Annotated in this window: 18 protein-coding genes; 11 read left to right on the top strand and 7 right to left on the bottom strand. The window is 68.6% G+C overall.

The window, feature by feature from the left end; all coding sequences use genetic code 11:
* The first annotated feature begins 6 nt into the window (after nt 1–6).
* From ASF63_RS02520 to ASF63_RS02505, 4 genes are all read left to right on the top strand, one after another.
* A complete protein-coding gene (locus ASF63_RS02520; RefSeq protein WP_056509157.1) occupies nt 7–2,055 on the top strand; it encodes a TPM domain-containing protein in 2,049 nt (682 codons plus the stop codon).
* Nucleotides 2,056–2,111: 56 nt separating this feature from the next.
* Nucleotides 2,112–2,855: a PspA/IM30 family protein gene (locus ASF63_RS02515; protein ID WP_053095704.1), complete on the top strand. Its 744-nt coding sequence runs from the start codon at nt 2,112–2,114 to the stop codon at nt 2,853–2,855.
* Between the two features lie 66 nt (nt 2,856–2,921).
* A complete protein-coding gene (locus tag ASF63_RS02510) occupies nt 2,922–3,725 on the top strand; it encodes an arginase family protein (RefSeq protein ID WP_056509154.1) in 804 nt (267 codons plus the stop codon).
* Nucleotides 3,722–4,204: a hypothetical protein gene (locus tag ASF63_RS02505; RefSeq protein WP_056509151.1), complete on the top strand. Its 483-nt coding sequence runs from the start codon at nt 3,722–3,724 to the stop codon at nt 4,202–4,204. Before ASF63_RS02510 ends, ASF63_RS02505 begins: the two co-directional genes overlap by 4 nt.
* On the opposite strand, the gene ASF63_RS02500 is transcribed toward ASF63_RS02505, so the two are convergent.
* Genes ASF63_RS02500 through ASF63_RS02490 form a run of 3 tightly spaced genes read right to left on the bottom strand, consistent with a single transcriptional unit; the run spans nt 4,162 to nt 5,861 of the window.
* Nucleotides 4,162–4,632: an SIP domain-containing protein gene (locus ASF63_RS02500; protein ID WP_056510161.1), complete on the bottom strand. Its 471-nt coding sequence runs from the start codon at nt 4,630–4,632 to the stop codon at nt 4,162–4,164. The genes ASF63_RS02505 and ASF63_RS02500 overlap by 43 nt on opposite strands.
* Nucleotides 4,633–4,665: 33 nt before the next feature.
* Complete coding sequence (locus ASF63_RS02495; RefSeq protein WP_056509148.1) at nt 4,666–5,388, bottom strand: tyrosine-protein phosphatase; 723 nt, start codon at nt 5,386–5,388, stop codon at nt 4,666–4,668.
* Nucleotides 5,385–5,861, bottom strand: a complete 477-nt coding sequence (locus ASF63_RS02490; RefSeq protein ID WP_056509145.1) for a carboxymuconolactone decarboxylase family protein — start codon at nt 5,859–5,861, stop codon at nt 5,385–5,387. Before ASF63_RS02490 ends, ASF63_RS02495 begins: the two co-directional genes overlap by 4 nt.
* Nucleotides 5,862–6,031: 170 nt before the next feature.
* On the opposite strand from ASF63_RS02490, the gene ASF63_RS02485 reads away from it, so the two are divergent.
* The 6 genes from ASF63_RS02485 to ASF63_RS02460 all read left to right on the top strand — a co-directional run bounded on the left by ASF63_RS02485 (nt 6,032) and on the right by ASF63_RS02460 (nt 11,973).
* Entirely contained in the window at nt 6,032–6,958 is a 927-nt protein-coding gene (locus tag ASF63_RS02485; protein WP_056509140.1) for an alpha/beta fold hydrolase, read from the top strand.
* A 94-nt stretch (nt 6,959–7,052) separates the two neighbouring features.
* Nucleotides 7,053–8,567 carry an ABC transporter substrate-binding protein gene (locus tag ASF63_RS02480; RefSeq protein WP_056509137.1) on the top strand — a complete coding sequence of 505 codons (1,515 nt, stop codon included), beginning with the start codon at nt 7,053–7,055 and terminating at the stop codon, nt 8,565–8,567.
* A gap of 13 nt (nt 8,568–8,580) precedes the next feature.
* Nucleotides 8,581–9,528, top strand: a complete 948-nt coding sequence (locus ASF63_RS02475; protein ID WP_056509134.1) for an ABC transporter permease — start codon at nt 8,581–8,583, stop codon at nt 9,526–9,528.
* Entirely contained in the window at nt 9,525–10,394 is an 870-nt protein-coding gene (locus tag ASF63_RS02470; protein ID WP_157534212.1) for an ABC transporter permease, read from the top strand. Before ASF63_RS02475 ends, ASF63_RS02470 begins: the two co-directional genes overlap by 4 nt.
* Nucleotides 10,391–11,182 (top strand): ATP-binding cassette domain-containing protein, encoded by a 792-nt coding sequence (locus ASF63_RS02465; protein WP_056509131.1) that lies wholly within the window; start codon nt 10,391–10,393, stop codon nt 11,180–11,182. Before ASF63_RS02470 ends, ASF63_RS02465 begins: the two co-directional genes overlap by 4 nt.
* A complete protein-coding gene (locus ASF63_RS02460; protein WP_082477786.1) occupies nt 11,179–11,973 on the top strand; it encodes an ABC transporter ATP-binding protein in 795 nt (264 codons plus the stop codon). The genes ASF63_RS02465 and ASF63_RS02460 overlap by 4 nt, the downstream gene beginning before the upstream one ends.
* A gap of 9 nt (nt 11,974–11,982) precedes the next feature.
* Here the strand turns inward: ASF63_RS02460 and ASF63_RS02455 are convergent, their stop codons facing one another.
* From ASF63_RS02455 to ASF63_RS02440, 4 genes are read right to left on the bottom strand one after another with little or no spacing between them, the layout of a single operon-like run.
* Nucleotides 11,983–12,600: a GNAT family N-acetyltransferase gene (locus ASF63_RS02455; RefSeq protein ID WP_056509128.1), complete on the bottom strand. Its 618-nt coding sequence runs from the start codon at nt 12,598–12,600 to the stop codon at nt 11,983–11,985.
* A 4-nt stretch (nt 12,601–12,604) separates the two neighbouring features.
* Nucleotides 12,605–13,315, bottom strand: coding sequence for a uracil-DNA glycosylase (locus ASF63_RS02450; RefSeq protein ID WP_056509124.1), 711 nt, complete (start codon nt 13,313–13,315; stop codon nt 12,605–12,607).
* A gap of 3 nt (nt 13,316–13,318) precedes the next feature.
* Entirely contained in the window at nt 13,319–14,101 is a 783-nt protein-coding gene (locus tag ASF63_RS02445; protein ID WP_200933953.1) for an SDR family oxidoreductase, read from the bottom strand.
* The gene (locus ASF63_RS02440) at nt 14,095–15,069 is read right to left on the bottom strand and encodes a DMT family transporter (RefSeq protein WP_082477785.1); all 975 of its coding nucleotides are present in this window, start codon (nt 15,067–15,069) and stop codon (nt 14,095–14,097) included. The genes ASF63_RS02445 and ASF63_RS02440 overlap by 7 nt, the downstream gene beginning before the upstream one ends.
* 34 nt (nt 15,070–15,103) lie before the next feature.
* Here ASF63_RS02440 and ASF63_RS02435 point away from each other — a divergent pair, with 34 nt between their 5' ends.
* A complete protein-coding gene (locus tag ASF63_RS02435; RefSeq protein ID WP_056509121.1) occupies nt 15,104–15,694 on the top strand; it encodes a TetR/AcrR family transcriptional regulator in 591 nt (196 codons plus the stop codon).
* Nucleotides 15,695–15,792: the final 98 nt, after the last annotated feature.

Here is a 15,792-nt window from a genome sequence, read left to right as displayed (position 1 = left end):
AACACGATGAAGACACGGTGGCTCGCGCTGGCCGCACTCACTGCCGCTGCAGCGGCCGGGGCCTTCTCCGCATCCGCCGCGTCCGCGACCGATCCGGTCACGCTCGACTCCGGGTACGTGACCGATGACGCCGGGGTCCTCTCCCCCAGCCAGGAGGATGCGGTCGAGGCTCGACTCCAGACCCTCAGCGACAACTCCTCCGCCGACCTCTTCGTGGTGCTTGTCGACGATTTCACCTCCCCCACCGACAACGTCGAGTGGGCCGACACCGTCGCCGAGAACAACAATCTCGGGTCCGAGCAGTATCTGCTCGCCATCGCGGTCGAGGGCCGGAGCTACTACATCTCCGCCGCCCCCGACGGTCCGCTCAGCGACAGCAAGCTCGACGACGTCGAGAACGAGATCCAGAGCCTCGCCGCCCAGAACGACTGGGAGGGCGCGATCATCCTCGCCGCCGACGAGATCCAGGGCGACGGCGGGGCCGGCGCGCTCCGCACCACGCTCATCGTCGTCGGCATCATCGCTCTCGGTCTGATCGTCTGGCTGATCGTCGCGCTCGTCCGTCGGTCCCGGCGCAACGCCGAGATCCGTCGCCGCGGTGCGATGCCCGAGAAGCCGGACCCGAACGACCCGTTCTCCACCCTCACCGACGAGCAGGTCCAGACCCAGGCGGGCGCCGCGCTCGTGCAGGCGGATGATGCCATCACGTCGAGCAGGGAAGAGCTCGGTTTCGCCGTGGCCCAGTTCGGCGAGGCGGCCACCTCGACCTTCAGCGGAGCCGTCGAGACCGCCAAGGCGAAGATGTCCGAGGCCTTCGACCTCAAGCAGAAGCTCGACGACGAGATCGAGGACACCGTCCACGACCGCCGCGCGTGGCACATCCGCATCATCCAGCTGTGCGACGAGATCGACGACGTCCTCGACGACAACACCGAGGCTTTCGACGCACTTCGCAAGCTCGAGCAGAACGCCCCGCAGGAGCTCGAACGCGTACGGGGCGAGCGGGCAGCACTCGACACGCTGCTCGCGAGTGCTGAGCCTGCTCTCGCGGCGCTCTCGAGCACGTTCGATCAGGCATCCCTCGTGACCGTCGCCGACAACCCGGCACAGGCCCGCGAGCGCGCGGCGCTCGCCGACCGCTCCATCGAGGCCGCCGCCCAGGCGATCGCTGCAGGGCGCTCAGGAGAAGCCGCGTTCGCGATCCGCACCGCCGAGCAGTCCGTCGCGCAGGCGGCCCAGCTGGCGAACGCGATCACGGCGCTGGGCGCCGAACTCGCCAGCATCGAGTCGCAGGCCCAGGCTCTGGTCGCTGAGCTGCAGGCCGACATCGCCACCGCGCAGCAGCTGCCCGACACGGGCGGCGTTCTGTCTTCGGCGGCCTCGGCGACCTCGCAGCAGCTGCAGCAGGCGCAGGCCGCCCTCGGCGGGAACTCACGCAGCCCTCAGCGGGTACTCGAGGCGCTCACCGCGGCGAACGCCCAGATCGACGCGGCGATCGCGCAGGGAACCCAGGCCGTCGAGCGAGCCCGACGAGCGCAGCAGATGCTCGAGCAGACGCTGACGCAGGCGGGGTCCGAGATCCGCGCCGCGCGGGAGTACATCGAGACGCGGCGCGGCTCCGTCGGATCCACAGCGCGCACCCGCCTCTCGCAGGCGGAGGCCACCCTCACACAGGCACTGAACCTGCGTGCCACCGACCCCGAGGCGGCGCTCACTGAAGCGGGCCGTGCCCTCGATCTCGCCCGCCAGGCGACCTCTTCGGCGCAGGCCGATGTCGCGGCGATGAGCCCGAGCAGCTATCAGAACGGCTGGGGCGGCGGTGGCGGCAGCATCTTCGGCGGTGGTGGCGGTTCGGGAGGTTCCGGCCTCGGCGGCGACATCCTCGGCGGCATCATCGGCGGCCTCCTGTCCGGCGGTGGCGGAGGCGGAGGCTCCTCGCGGAGCAGCAGCTGGCGATCCAGCGGCGGCGGCGGGTTCCGCAGCTCCGGTTTCGGCGGAGGCGGCGGCAGCCGCTCCAGCGGCCGCAGCGGCCGTTCGGGAGGGCGACGCTTCTGAACCGCACACATAACGACCCCAGAACATCGAGTCCGACCCTCTGAAAGGAACCACGCATGACCAAGCAGTCCATCTTCGGACGTATCTCGACCCTCGTCCGCGCGAACATCAACTCGCTCCTGGACTCTGCGGAAGACCCGCAGAAGATGATCGACCAGCTCGTCCGTGATTACACGAACAGCATCGCCGACGCCGAATCGGCGATCGCCGAGACCATCGGCAACCTGCGCCTCCTCGAGCGCGACCACGAAGAGGACGTCCAGGCGGCCACGGAGTGGGGCAACAAGGCCCTCGCCGCGAGCCGCAAGGCCGACGAGATGCGCTCGACCGGCGATGCCGCCGATGCGGACAAGTTCGACAACCTCGCCAAGATCGCGCTCCAGCGCCAGATCAGCGCTGAGCGCGAAGCCACCGGCGCAGAGCCCCAGATCGCCGCTCAGACCGAGATCGTCGACAAGCTGAAGTCCGGTCTCAACGGCATGAAGGACAAGCTGGGCGAGCTGAAGAACAAGCGCAGCGAGCTTCTCGCCCGCGCCAAGGTCGCCGAGGCGCAGACCAAGGTGCAGGACGCGGTCTCGTCGATCAACGTCCTCGACCCGACCAGCGAGCTGGGTCGTTTCGAAGACAAGGTCCGCCGCCAGGAGGCTCTCGCTCAGGGCAAGATCGAGCTCGCAGCCTCCAGCCTCGACGCCCAGTTCGAGAGCCTCGAGGACCTCGGAGAGCTCACCGAGGTCGAAGCACGTCTCGCCGAGCTGAAGGCGGGCGGCTCCGCCCCCCGTCAGGCCATCGAAGGTTCCTGACACACCTCGCGGATGCCCTGGACCAGCGTGTCCGGGGCATCCGCTCTTTCATAGCTGGAGGCACCCATGGTGCGTTTCCTCGTCGTCCCGCAGTGGCAGGGCTCCCCTGCACCGCGCGCAATGCTCCTCGTCGACGGCGCATCCGCGATCGCCGGTGATCTTCCGCGCGCGTCGACCACCGTGCTCGATGTGCCCGTCGAGGCCGGAGAGTCGCTCGGCACGGGCGTCCGCCGACTCAGCGCCCTGTTGCGCACTCGTGAGCTCGTCGATGCGGCGATGACGGCCGACACGGTCGTCGTGGGCGGAGACTGCAGCGTCACCGTCGCGGCGCTCGCCGCCCTTCCCGGCGGCACCGACGATCTCGCGGTGGTCTGGTGTGACGCGCACGCCGACATGAACACACCCGAGACGTCGCCGTCCGGTGCGTTCTCCGGCATGGCCCTGCGGGCTGTGCTCGGTGAAGGCGAACCGCAGCTCGCGCTCTCCCCCGGCATACCGCGCGACCGCGTGATCACCGTCGGGATGCGCGATCTCGACGACGCCGAGGTCGCTGCGCTCGACGGCCTCACCCCGCTCTCGGTGGCAGACCTCGACGATGCCGATGCTCTGGCCGCCGCCGTCGTGGCCACCGGCGCGAGCCGGGTCTGGGTGCACATCGACGTCGATGTGCTCGATCCGGCCGAGATAGCCGGCGTCTCCTCCGCGTCGCCGTTCGGACTCGCTCCCGCCACCCTGAGCGCGGCGATTCGCGCTCTCCGCACGCGCGTTCCGCTGGCGGGCGCGACGATCGCAGGATTCGCCCCGCGTTCACCGGCCGACGCGGTCGAGGATCTCGGGGCGTTGCTGCGCCTGGTCGGAGCGGTGGCATGACCGAAGGCTGGCGCCCTGCGGCGGAACGTGCCCTCGAGCGGGGTCGCCGATTCGACCGCCGCATCCCGTCGTTCCTGCTGCGATCGCCGATCAGTCGCATCGGGTACTGGTGGGGAACCGCGGTCGGCTGGGTGTGGGGATCGCTGTGGAGCACCGGTCCCGTCGAGCGCCGGGCGGGCCTGTGGGTCTTCCGCGGTATGCCGAACTGGACCTTCAACCGTGGCGGGGTGTGCGTGGGCGGGTGCTTCCTCACCGGCGATGCTCGTCCAACCGATGCCGTGCTTCGCCATGAGGCAGTGCACAAGGCCCAATGGCTCCGTTACGGCATCCTGCTGCCGGTGCTGTACCTGTTCGCCGGGCGGAATCCACTCCACAACCGCTTCGAGATCGAGGCGGGTCTGGAAGACGGCAATTACGTTCGCCGGGCGACCGCTCCTCAGCGCTCGGAGGGAAGCAGCCCGAAGCGCTCCGGCGCGTAGATCTGCGCGGGCTGGAGGTCGAGTGATCCTGTGAGGTGCTCGACGATGTCTGCGGTACCGAGGTATCCGCCCAGCAGCGTCACGTGGGTCTCGAGTTCGTCGCCGCAGAGCATCTCATCGGCCCAGGCGCACGTCGCGCGAGCGAGTGCCTGTCCCGGTGCGCACGCACGGCCCGTTCCGGGGGCGCCGGAGCGTTCTGCCCGAGCCAGCCACGTCACGGTCATACGGCCGGGCGCGTCGATCACGCCGATGTCCGAGGCCTCTGCGACCTCGATGAAGATCCGACCGGATGCACACAGCGGCAGAGTAGCGAGGAAGACCTCGAGTTCAGCGAGCGAGTGCTCGTCAGCCGTCACCAGGTGGTGTGCGCGACGACGCGCGGCGCGGCGCTCTGCGCGCGTGCTGCGGGTCTCGAGGAAGGTCTCCATGATGCTCCCATGGTACACCACGCGAAGGGTTGCCTAACCTTGGTCGGCGACAGATTCCACGAGAGCGGCGTGCAGCGCGTCCAATTCGGCATCCGACATCCCGTTCGCTCGGAGGTAGCCTGCCGCTGACCCCCAGCGCGCGTCGACGCCGTCGAGCAGCGCCCGCATGACCGGTGCAGGCGACTGCGTGGCCAGCGCCACCGCGTGCACCGCTTCAGGATGCTGAGAACGGAGGTAGGCGGCGATCCGCTGCGACCTCTCAGGAGGAAGCTGCGACTCCGTGAGCGCGTAGTCCGCGATGATCGCGTCTCGGTCGGCGCCTACGGCTGCGAGAGCGAGTGCCACCGTCACCCCGGTGCGGTCCTTGCCCACCGTGCAGTGCACGAGCGTCGGCTCCCCCGCGGCGATGATGCGGATGGCCGCGACGAGCCTCTCACCACTCTCCTCGAGAAGGTGCAGGTAGAGATCCTCCAGGCTGGTGTCCGTCTCGAAGAACGAACGCACCGACCCGAGGAACAGAGGAAGGTGCGTCGTCTCCGGGCCGTCGATCTCGGTCGGCTCGGCCGCGACCTCCTCGCCGTCTCGCAGATCGACGATGTGCGCGATCCGCTCACGGACCGCCTCGACGCCGACGTTCGTCGCCCCGGACAGCTGGCCAGAGCGCAGCAGGATGCCGGAGCGGATGCGCCCGCCCTCGGCGGGCATGCCTCCCACGTCCCGGACGTTGTTGACGCCGTCGAACTCGAGGACGGTCATTCCTGCGCCTGCGAAGCGCGAGCCGGAACCGGGTAGCGGCCGGCGATGACGACGCGGTTGAACGCGTTGATCGACACGCAGGCCCAGCTCAGAGCGGCATACTCCTTCTCGGTGAAGACAGCACCCACGCGGTTGTACAGGTCATCTGAGATCCCGTCCTCCGAGATGAAGGTGAACGCCTCGGCCAGCTCGAGAGCGGCCTCCTCCCGTTCGCTGAAGACGCCGCTCTCCCGCCAGGTGGCGATCTGCATCAGCGTATCCGTGTCGATCCCCGCCTTGACCGCGCGGTCGACATGGATTCGGGTGCAGTAGCCGCATCCGTTCAGCTGCGAGCAGTGGATCATGACGATCTCCTTGAGGCGATCGTCGATGCCATTCGCCGCGCAGATCTCACCGACCGTCCGAGAGAACGCATCGAGCGCCTGGTAGGCGACGGGCTCGGTCTTGGAGAGGTGCACTCGCGTCTCGCTCATACTCCAATGATATTCCGTTGTATGGACATCCCGGCGGGCCACCTCAGGACAAGGAAATGCATATCGACAGGAGAAAAGCGTCCATGAGCGACGTAATGCGCGTTCATGCGCCGATATCTCTTGTCATTCTGATCCCGCATTTCCTGCACACGAGTTCCTCAGAGCAGAATATGGAGGTGGCGATCGACATCACCGAGTTCAGCTATCTTCCCGCACAGGCCGAGGCGCTGGGCGTTCCCGTTCCCCCGAGTGAGCGGCTGACGCTGCCGCTGCCGGACGGTCGCCGTGTGAGCGGCATCCGCTACGGCAGCGGATCGCCGCAGATCACGCTCCTGCACGGGGCCGGCCTCAACGCGCACACCTGGGATACGACGGTGCTCGCGCTGCAGCAGCCCGTGCTGGCGATCGACCTCGCGGGGCACGGCGACTCGTCCTGGCGCGACGACGCCGACTACACCCCGCGAACGCTCGCCGTGGATGTCGCCGCGGCACTCGACGCATGGACCGACCGGCCGCAGATCCTCGTCGGACAGTCCCTCGGCGGACTCACCGGGGCGGCGTTGGCCGCCGCACGCCCCGACCTCGTCGCCGAGCTGATCGTCGTGGACATCACTCCCGGCATCGACACGTCGGCGGGCCCGGCAGCTCTGCGCGAGTTCTATGCGGGCCCCACAGATTTCACGACACGCGACGAGCTGGTCGATCGGGCGATCGCCTTCGGGTTCGGCGGTGCACGCGCCGACACGGAACGGGGTGTGTTCCTCAACACGCGTGTGCGCCCTGACGGACGGGTGGAATGGAAGCACCATTTCGCTCACCTCGCAGCACACGCCCTCGCCGCGCACGACCCCGGCGACGTCTCCGCTCCCTCGGCTCTCAACGCCACTGGATGGCAGGACCTCGATCAGGTGACGGCCCCGGTGACGCTCGTCCGCGCGATCGACGGCTTCGTCAGTGCTGCCGACGCGGATGATTTCGCCCGCCGCCTTCCCGACGCGAGCGTGGTCGCGATCCAGGCGACGCACAACGTCCAGGAGACCGCTCCCGCACAGCTCGCTGCGCTGATCACGGAGCGCATCGCTACCGCCGGTATGTGACGTTCCGTTCCACATCCCGCCCCCACCCGACCGACACATCCCTAGGCTCGTTCCACCGGCACACAGCAACTGCCGCACCGAGAGGAAACAACCCATGTTCCGACGTACGCGACGGCTCGCGCTCATCTCCGCGATCGCGGCGAGCGCCGTCATCCTGAGCGCCTGCACGGGCACTGCGGCCCCCGAGACCACTGCGCCGATCGGCGAACCGGATCCGGACGCCACGCTGCAGGTGGGCCTGGTTCTCGAGCCCACGAACCTCGACATCCGCCACACGAGCGGTGCTGCTCTCGAGCAGATCCTGATCGACAACATCTATGAGGGTCTGGTCAGCCGCGACCAGGCGAACGAGATCATCCCTCGACTCGCCTCCGACTACGAGGTGTCCGAAGACGGACTCACTTACACGTTCACGTTGAACGACGGCATCACCTTCCACAGCGGCACCGCCCTCACGTCCGCCGACGTCGTCGCATCATTCGAAGCCGTCCGCACGGACGCCACCCTGCAGGGCAACGCCGAGTTCGCCTCGGTGGCCTCGATCACCGCGCCCGATCCCACGACCGTGCAGATCGTGCTGACCGAGCCGAACCAGAACTTCCTCTTCTCCCTGACCGGGCCCGCAGGGCTCGTGTTCCAGGCAGGCGACACCACAGATCTCAAGACCGCAGAGAACGGCACTGGCCCCTTCACCCTGACCCGTTGGAACAAGGGCAGCACGATCACGTTCGCTCGCAACGACGCCTACTGGGGCGAGCCCGCGGGAGTCGCCGAGGTCGAGTTCCAGTACATCCCCGACTTCACCGCCGGTGTGAACACAGCGCTCGACGGGGGCGTCCAGGTGCTCACCGCCGTGGATCCCAACCTCGCATCGCAGCTCGAGGGCGACTTCACCCTCACGACGGGCCGCACGACCGACAAGGCGACTCTCGCGTTCAACAACGCGAAGGCTCCCCTCGACGACGTCCGGGTGCGCGAGGCGCTGCGTCTCGCGATCGACCACGAGGGTCTCGTCGAGGCCGTCGGTGCAGGCTCGACCCTGTACGGACCCATCCCCGAGCTCGACCCCGGATACGAGGATCTCGCAGACGTCGTCTCCTACGACCCAGAGAGGGCCAAGGAGCTGCTCGCCGAGGCCGGCCAGGAGGACCTCGAGCTGACTCTCACCATCCCGAACTTCTACGGCACGACCGTTCCGAAGGTTCTGATCTCCGACTTCCAGAAGGTGGGAGTGACACTCGACGTCGACTCGGTCGAGTTCCCCACCTGGCTGGAGGACGTCTACACGAACCACGACTACGACCTCAGCTTCGTGCTGCACGTCGAGCCCCGCGACTTCGGCAACTTCGCGAACCCCGACTACTACTTCGGCTACGACAACGCCGAGGTGCAGGGCCTCTACGCCGACGCACTCGCCGAGGTCGACCCCGACAAGTCGGCGGAGCTGCTGGCGGAGGCCGCCCGCATCGTCTCTGAAGACCATGCGGCCGACTGGCTCTACAACGGCGCGACGATCACGGCGGTGAGCCCGCTCGTCTCCGGATTCCCCCAGGACTCGATCAACTCGCGCATCGACCTGGCAGGCGTCACCGTCGCCACCGAGAAGTGATGACGCTCACTTCGTGATCCGCTACGCGCTCGTCCGAGGGGCCCTGCTCGTGGCAGGGCTCCTCGTGTCGAGCGCGCTGATCTTCCTGACTCTCCGGGTGTTCCCCGGCGACGTCGCCCAGCTCATCGCCGGCACGCAGGCCTCCCCCGCCGAGGTCGAGGCGCTCCGCGAATCCCTGGGCCTCAACCGTCCTCTGCCGGCGCAGTACGCGGAGTGGATCGGGGGGATCTTCCGCGGCGACCTCGGCACCTCCCTGCTCTCCGGCGCATCCGTCGGGGAGGAGCTGCTGCTCAAGGCGCAGGTGACCGTGCCGCTCGGCATCATGTCACTGCTGATCGCCGTGCTCATCGCGGTGCCCTTCGGAATCCTCGCCGCTGTGCAACGCGGCCGTCGCGGCGGCGCCGCACTCAGCGTGGGCGCGCAGGCCCTCGCCGCCGTGCCCGTGGTCTGGGCGGGGATGATGCTGATCGTCGTGTTCTCGGTGTGGCTCGGGTGGCTCCCTCCGCAGGGATTCCCCCGTACGGGATGGAGCACGCCTCTCCAGGCGATCGAGTCACTGCTGCTCCCCGCTCTCACGATCGGCATCGTCGAGGGCGCCATGCTCATGCGCTTCGTGCGCAGCGCCACACTCCAGGCGGCGGGTCAGGATTTCGTCCGCACCGCTGCGGCCAAGGGACTCACCCGCACCCGAGCACTCATCTCGCACGGCATCCCCGCAGTGGGCCTGTCGATCATCACGGTCCTCGGGCTCCAGATCGCCGGGATCATCGTCGCCTCCGTCGTCATCGAACAGCTCTTCACCCTGCCGGGCATCGGGCGGATGCTGGTCGCCGATGTCGGGACGCGTGACCTGATCAAGGTGCAGAGCGAGCTGCTGGTGCTCACCGGCTTCGTCCTCGTCGTCGGCTTCCTCGTCGACCTGATCCATCGGGCGATCGATCCCCGCCAGAGGGAGGCATGATGCCCGGTTGGCTCCCGAGGCTGTGGCGCACCTCCACAGGGCGCTTCGGACTGATCGTGGTCGCCGTCATCGCGGTCACCGCGCTCGTCGCGCTGTTGTGGACGCCGTTCGACCCGCAGGAGTCCGACGTCCGCAACCGCTGGGCGGTTCCCAGCTGGCCGCACCTGCTCGGCACCGACGACACCGGACGCGACATCCTCAGCCTCCTCATGGCGGGCGCGCGGACCACGGTGTTCGTCAGCGTCGGAGCCGGGATCATCGCGACTCTCGTCGGCATCGCCCTCGCCGGCCTCGGCGCGCTCACCGCCGGGTGGCTGCGCGAGACGGTCGCCGTGCTCGTCGACATCCTGATCGCGTTCCCCGTGCTGCTGATCGCCATGATGATCTCCTCCGTCTGGGGCGGTTCGCTCTGGGTCGTCATCTGGTCCGTCGGCATCGGCTTCGGTGTGAACATCGCGCGTGTCACCCGCCCCGAGCTGCGCCGGGTGCAGCAGAGCGACTTCCTGCTCGCCGCCCGGGCATCCGGACTCACGACCTCGCAGAGCCTCGTGCGCCACCTGCTGCCGAACGTCGCACCCGTGTTCATCGTGCAGCTGTCGTGGTCGATGGCGGTCGCCGTGCTCGCCGAGGCCGGACTCTCGTATCTCGGCTTCGGCGCCTCGGTGACCGAACCGAGCTGGGGGCTGCTCCTCGCCGACCTGCAGCGCTACATCGGCGTGCATCCGCTCTCGGTCATCTGGCCGGGGCTCGCGATCACGCTGACGGTTCTCGCACTCAATCTCCTCGGCGACGGCCTGCGCGAGGCCACAGACCCGACGCTGCGGCACCGCGCGGCGGAGATCCACACCCCGGCGGTGGTCGCATGAGTCTCGTCGTCGAAGACCTCGTCGTCCGCATCGACGGTCGTCCTGTCGTCGACGGCATCTCGTTCGAGGTGCCGGACGGCGCCAGAATCGGCCTGATCGGCGAATCGGGCTCCGGCAAGTCGCTCACCGCGCTCGCGGTGCTCGGACTCCTCCCCGACGGCGCGACGGCGCGCGGAAGCATCCGCTGGAACGGCACGGAGCTGATCGGCTTGCGCGACCGAGAGCTCGCCGAGCTCCGCGGCGATGAGATCGGGATCGTGTTCCAGGAGCCTCGCACAGCGCTCAATCCCATCCGCACCGTCGGCCGGCAGATCGCCGAGTCGATCCGCATCCACGAGGGCATCGGCCGGCGCGAGGCGCGCGAACGCGCCATCCAGGAAGCCGCTCGCGTGCGACTCCCCGACCCGGAGTCGATCGTCGACCGGTACCCGCATCAGCTCTCAGGCGGTCAGCGGCAGCGCGTGGCGATCGCGATGGCCCTGGCGTGCCGCCCTCGACTGCTCATCGCGGATGAGCCGACGACCGCGCTCGACGTCACGATCCAGGCCGAGATCCTGTCGCTGCTGCTGAGCCTCGTCGACGAGCAGGGCATGTCGCTCGTGTTCATCACGCACGACCTCGCCGTGCTCGCACAGGTCGCGACTCGGGGTGTGGTGCTCGAGGACGGCCATGTGGTCGAGGCTGCGCCGGTGAGCACGCTGCTGAGCGCTCCCTCGTCTCCGGTGACACAGGGTCTCCTCCGCGACGCGACCGCCACGCTCTGGCGCCCGGGCGGGGGCATCCGATGAGCCTGATCGAGGCACGATCCCTCCGTCGCGACTTCGTGGTGCCCAAGCGTTCGGCGTTCGAGCGCACCAGGATGCAGACCGCGCTGGCGCCCACAGACCTCGACATCGCCGAAGGCTCGTCGGTCGGAATCATCGGCGAATCCGGATCGGGCAAGTCCACACTCGTCCGGCTGCTGCTCGGACTCGATCGTCCGACGTCCGGCACGGTCGAGGTCGACGGCAAGGCGGTGGATGCCACGGCATCCGCCCGTTCGCTGCACTGGCTGCGGAGACAGACCGGCCTCGTGTTCCAGGACCCGTATGCGTCACTCGATCCTCGGATGACGGCCGCCCAGATCATCCGCGAGCCTCTGTGGGCCCTCGGCATCGACGGCGACCACAGAGCGCGGATCCGAGAAGTGCTGCAGCAGGTTGGCCTCGAGCCGGACATGGCCGACCGGTATCCCCACGAGTTCTCCGGCGGGCAGCGTCAGCGGATCGCCCTGGCGAGGGCGATCGTGCACGGGCCGCGCATCCTCGTCGGGGACGAACCCCTGTCCGCCCTCGACGTCACGGTGCGCGCTCAGATCCTCGACCTGCTGATCGAGCTGCGCCATTCCTCGGACCTCACCCTGATTCTCGTCTCGCACGACATCGGAGTGGTGCAGAACCTGTGCGACACGGTCATCGTGATGAAGGACGGCAGCATCGTCGAGCGGGGCTCCACCGAAGAGGTGCTTCTGCACCCGACGCACGATTACACGAAGACCCTGCTGGCCGCGATCCCGGTCATTCCCGCTTCTCCGGAATGACTGCGGCGATCACCGGCCCGAGCTCGTGCTGAAGAACTTGCGGCGCCTCGTGGGGCGCAGCGCGCGGCGCATGTAGACGGTGCCGAGCTCGCGACCGAACTTGTGCCCGACACGGCCCATGCGCCCGGCCTCCACGAAACCGAGCTTGGCGTGCAGTCGGATCGACGCGTCGGCCTTGGTGTCGCTGATCACGGCGACCATCTCGCGGATGCCGAGCTGCTCGCACGCATCGATGAGGGCCTGCAGCAGAGCCGCTCCGAGTCCTTTGCCACCGGCTCCCGGGCCCAGATAGATCGAATCCTCGACCGTGTAGCGGTAGGCGTTCTTCCCTGCCCACGGCTGCGCGAGCGCATAGCCGATCACGACACCCGCCGGCGAGACCGCGACGAGGAAAGGCAGGCCGAGCTTGCTCAGCAGGGCGAACTTCTCGCGCCAGTAGGGGATGCTGCTGCGCCTCTCGTCGAGGGTCACGACGGAGTTGCTCACGAAGTGGTTGTAGATCTCGCGCACGTACGGGAGGTCTCCTGCACGCGCGGCGCGAATCGAGTACGAGAACACGTCGGGCTCGGGCTGCGGGCGCAGATGGCGCGGCAGCACACGGCGGCGATCACCGGGCTCGAACTGCATGCGATCAGCTTAGACGCGGCTCCCCGTCGACGCGCCAGTCCACGGGGGTCGCGCCCTGACGTTCGAGCAGCTCGTTCGCACGCGAGAACGGCCGGGAACCGAAGAAGCCACGGCGGGCGGACAGCGGCGAGGGGTGCGCCGAGGCGATCACGGGCGTATCGCCCAGCAGCGGCTGCAGGTTCTCGGCGTCCTTGCCCCACAGGATCGCGACGAGGGGCCTGTCGCGCGCGACCAGGCTGCGGATCGCCAGCTCGGTGACCGCCTCCCACCCCCACCGACGGTGCGAGCCCGCCTCACCGGGGCGCACGGTCAGCACCCTGTTCAGAAGCAGCACACCCTGGTCGCTCCACGCCGTGAGGTCGCCGTGAGGCGCGGGAGGGATGCCGAGGTCGCTCTCGCGCTCCTTGTAGATGTTGCCCAGGCTTCGAGGCAGCGGACGCACGTCGCCGTCCACCGCGAATGACAGCCCGATCGGGTGACCAGGAGTCGGATACGGGTCCTGACCCGTGATCAGCACCTTGACCTCCGACATCGGGCGTCGGAACGCGCGCAGCACATGGTCCCCAGCCGGAAGATAGCCGCGCCCCGCAGCCTGCTCCTCGCGGAGGCGCTCACCCAACGTCGTGATCGCTTCCTGGGCCGGAGCCAGAGCAGCGGCCCACTCGGGGTCGATCAGGCCGTCGGCGGCGAGTTCGACGAGAGTGCGGGCAGCCATCGATCAGTCGATCAGGCGCACCCGCAGCGGGCCGCGCGCGAGCAGGTGGTTCGCGGACTGCGCGACGGGGCGCATCGTGATGAGGTCGAGGTTCACGTGGCCCGGCGCATCCAGCGCGTAGGCGATGACATCGGCCACGTCCTCGGCGAGCAGCGGTGCCTCGACCCCCGAGTACACCGCCTCGGCGGCAACCGCGTCGCCACCGAGACGGTTGAGCGTGAACTCCTCGGTGTGCACCATCCCGGGAGCGATCTCCGAGACACGGATGGGCTCGCCGTTCAACTCGAGGCGCAGGGCATGCACCAGCATCGACTGCGCGGCCTTTGCCGCGTTGTAACCGCCGCCTCCCGCGTAGGCCACCTGCGCGGCGGTCGAAGTCACGAACACCGTGTCCGCGTGCCCGTCCGCCGCTGCCGCGCGGCGCAGCAGCGGCAGCATCCCCGCGACCAACCGCTGGCTGGACAGGACGTTGGCGTCGTACATCCACTGCCAGTCGTCGGTGGAGGCGTTCTCCACGCGGTCGGTGCCGCGGGCGCCACCGGCGACCTGCACGAGCGCGTGCACGGGCCCTGAGGCCTCGAGCTCTCCGATCAGCGCCGCCACGGCATCCGGATCCGTCAGGTCGCAGGCGATCGTCGATGCTCCGGTCTCCTCCGAGAGCGCGGCCAGGCGGGATGCGCGTCTGGCGACCCCGACCACTCCCCAGCCACGGGCGCGCAGAGCACGCACGGTCGCCTCCCCGATTCCGGAACTCGCACCGGTCACCACTGCACGCCTGTTCACCATGCCTCCACCGTACGATGTTCCGGCCGCGAACGCGGGTGCACGCCGTCGGGTCGCGGTTTCCGGTCATCATCGTCGGGGCGGGAGTCGCCGATGAGGACGACGGCGACTCCGATTCCGCACAGAACGAATCCGATGACGGTGACGAGGGTGAGCGGCTCCCCGAGCAGCATGCCGCCGGCGAGCGAGGTGGCCGGCGCGATCAGGAACAGCAGCGCCTGAAGCGCGGTGATGCCCACCCGCCGCAGAAGCCACCAGTAGAGCCCGTATGCCGCCAGGGTCGGGAACATGGCGGTCAGGACGACCGCGAGCCAGAACGACGCCGACGACGGCGGGGTCAAGGCGCCTGCCACTGCCGCGATCACCAGCAGCAGCACCGCCGTCACCGTGACGTGGACCGTGAGAGTCAGGAGCACCCCGGTCTCCACCGACGACTTCCGCTGCTGCAGCGTTCCGACGATGAGGCACACCATCGCGACGGCAGGCAGCAGATAGGCGACCAGCGGGGCAGCCGAGGATCCGAACTGCGAGCGCACGACCAGGAGGACTCCGACCGCCCCGACCCCGAGTCCCACCCACTGCGAACCTCTGACGCGCAGACCGAGCACCGGACCGACGAGCACGGCGACCACGAGCGGCTGCACGGCGTCGATGAGAGCGACCGTTCCCGTCGCGATGCCCACGGCGACGGACCCGTACACCGCGACGCAGTAGCCGAACTGCGCGAAGAGTCCGATCGATGCCTGAGCGCGCAGGTCACGACCGCTCACTCCCCTGCCCGCGCCGGTGATCAGGACGACGGCGAGGAGGACCACGGCGAGCGGCACGAAGCGCCAGACGAGAAGCGTCAGTGCAGAGACGTCGACGGTGGCGAACGCCGGGATGATGAACCCCGAGCTCCAGGTCACGACGAAGGCGGCTGAGGCGGCGACCGTCCCCACAGCACGAAGTACACCGATCTGTTTACTCATGGGAACGACTATACAGACTGGTATAGTCACTCCCATGACGCAGTCGGTGCCGGAACTCGTCCCCCTGACCCCGGGAGGACGGCGTGTCCTCGACGCGGCTTCGAGGCTCTTCTACGAGCGAGGCATCCATGCCGTGGGCGTCGACACGATCGCCGAGGCCGCCGGGGTCACGAAGAAGACGCTCTACGACCGGTTCGGGTCGAAGGAGGCCCTGGTCGTCTCCTATCTGCAGCACCGTGACGCCCGATGGCGCGACCACGTCGCGTCAGAGCTCGCACGAGCGCCGGAACCCGGCCCCGAGCGCGTGCTCGCGATCTTCGATGCCGCGATCTCATGGTCGGACGAAAATAGCCCCAAGGGATGCAGCGCCATCAACGCTCGCGCCGAGATCGGCGAGGGCAACGACGACCACCCGGTGTTCCCCGAGGTCTCCCGGCAGAAGATCTGGCTGCTCGACGTGTTCGAGGAACTCTGCGCCGAGGCCGGCGTGCGCGATCCCCGCGCGATGGCCCAGGCGATGATGCTGCTCTACGAAGGCGCGATCGTCACGGTGGGGATGGCGACGTTCGCCGAGCCGTTCGCGATCGCCCGCACCTGGGCGGCGGCACTGCTGGCGCAGGACTGAGCGTCCGACCGGCTCCCGCCGCGCGCGGGCCGTGTTCATTACGTCACATTTCCCACTCACTGTTGACACCCTCCGATATTCCGTACTGTCGCTTGCAA

This window comes from Microbacterium sp. Leaf320, assembly GCF_001423485.1.
Classification (GTDB): Bacteria; Actinomycetota; Actinomycetes; order Actinomycetales; family Microbacteriaceae; genus Microbacterium.
The sequence above is the reverse complement of the archived record's forward strand: the minus strand, read 5'-3'. Positions and strand labels throughout refer to the sequence as shown.

Bases quoted from the DNA above. Each gene is read 5' to 3' on its own strand.
- ASF63_RS02490 (WP_056509145.1), bottom strand. From the start codon at position 5,861: ATGAGCGAGACGCGAGTGCACCTCTCCAAGACCGAGCCCGTCGCCTAC.
- ASF63_RS02485 (WP_056509140.1), top strand. From the start codon at position 6,032: ATGGAGGTGGCGATCGACATCACCGAGTTCAGCTATCTTCCCGCACAG.
- ASF63_RS02450 (WP_056509124.1), bottom strand. From the start codon at position 13,315: ATGGCTGCCCGCACTCTCGTCGAACTCGCCGCCGACGGCCTGATCGAC.
- ASF63_RS02495 (WP_056509148.1), bottom strand. From the start codon at position 5,388: ATGACCGTCCTCGAGTTCGACGGCGTCAACAACGTCCGGGACGTGGGA.
- ASF63_RS02435 (WP_056509121.1), top strand. From the start codon at position 15,104: ATGACGCAGTCGGTGCCGGAACTCGTCCCCCTGACCCCGGGAGGACGG.
- ASF63_RS02515 (WP_053095704.1), top strand. From the start codon at position 2,112: ATGACCAAGCAGTCCATCTTCGGACGTATCTCGACCCTCGTCCGCGCG.
- ASF63_RS02455 (WP_056509128.1), bottom strand. From the start codon at position 12,600: ATGCAGTTCGAGCCCGGTGATCGCCGCCGTGTGCTGCCGCGCCATCTG.
- ASF63_RS02510 (WP_056509154.1), top strand. From the start codon at position 2,922: ATGGTGCGTTTCCTCGTCGTCCCGCAGTGGCAGGGCTCCCCTGCACCG.
- ASF63_RS02470 (WP_157534212.1), top strand. From the start codon at position 9,525: ATGATGCCCGGTTGGCTCCCGAGGCTGTGGCGCACCTCCACAGGGCGC.
- ASF63_RS02505 (WP_056509151.1), top strand. From the start codon at position 3,722: ATGACCGAAGGCTGGCGCCCTGCGGCGGAACGTGCCCTCGAGCGGGGT.
- ASF63_RS02445 (WP_200933953.1), bottom strand. From the start codon at position 14,101: ATGGTGAACAGGCGTGCAGTGGTGACCGGTGCGAGTTCCGGAATCGGG.
- ASF63_RS02465 (WP_056509131.1), top strand. From the start codon at position 10,391: ATGAGTCTCGTCGTCGAAGACCTCGTCGTCCGCATCGACGGTCGTCCT.
- ASF63_RS02460 (WP_082477786.1), top strand. From the start codon at position 11,179: ATGAGCCTGATCGAGGCACGATCCCTCCGTCGCGACTTCGTGGTGCCC.
- ASF63_RS02500 (WP_056510161.1), bottom strand. From the start codon at position 4,632: ATGGAGACCTTCCTCGAGACCCGCAGCACGCGCGCAGAGCGCCGCGCC.
- ASF63_RS02480 (WP_056509137.1), top strand. From the start codon at position 7,053: ATGTTCCGACGTACGCGACGGCTCGCGCTCATCTCCGCGATCGCGGCG.
- ASF63_RS02520 (WP_056509157.1), top strand. From the start codon at position 7: ATGAAGACACGGTGGCTCGCGCTGGCCGCACTCACTGCCGCTGCAGCG.
- ASF63_RS02440 (WP_082477785.1), bottom strand. From the start codon at position 15,069: ATGAGTAAACAGATCGGTGTACTTCGTGCTGTGGGGACGGTCGCCGCC.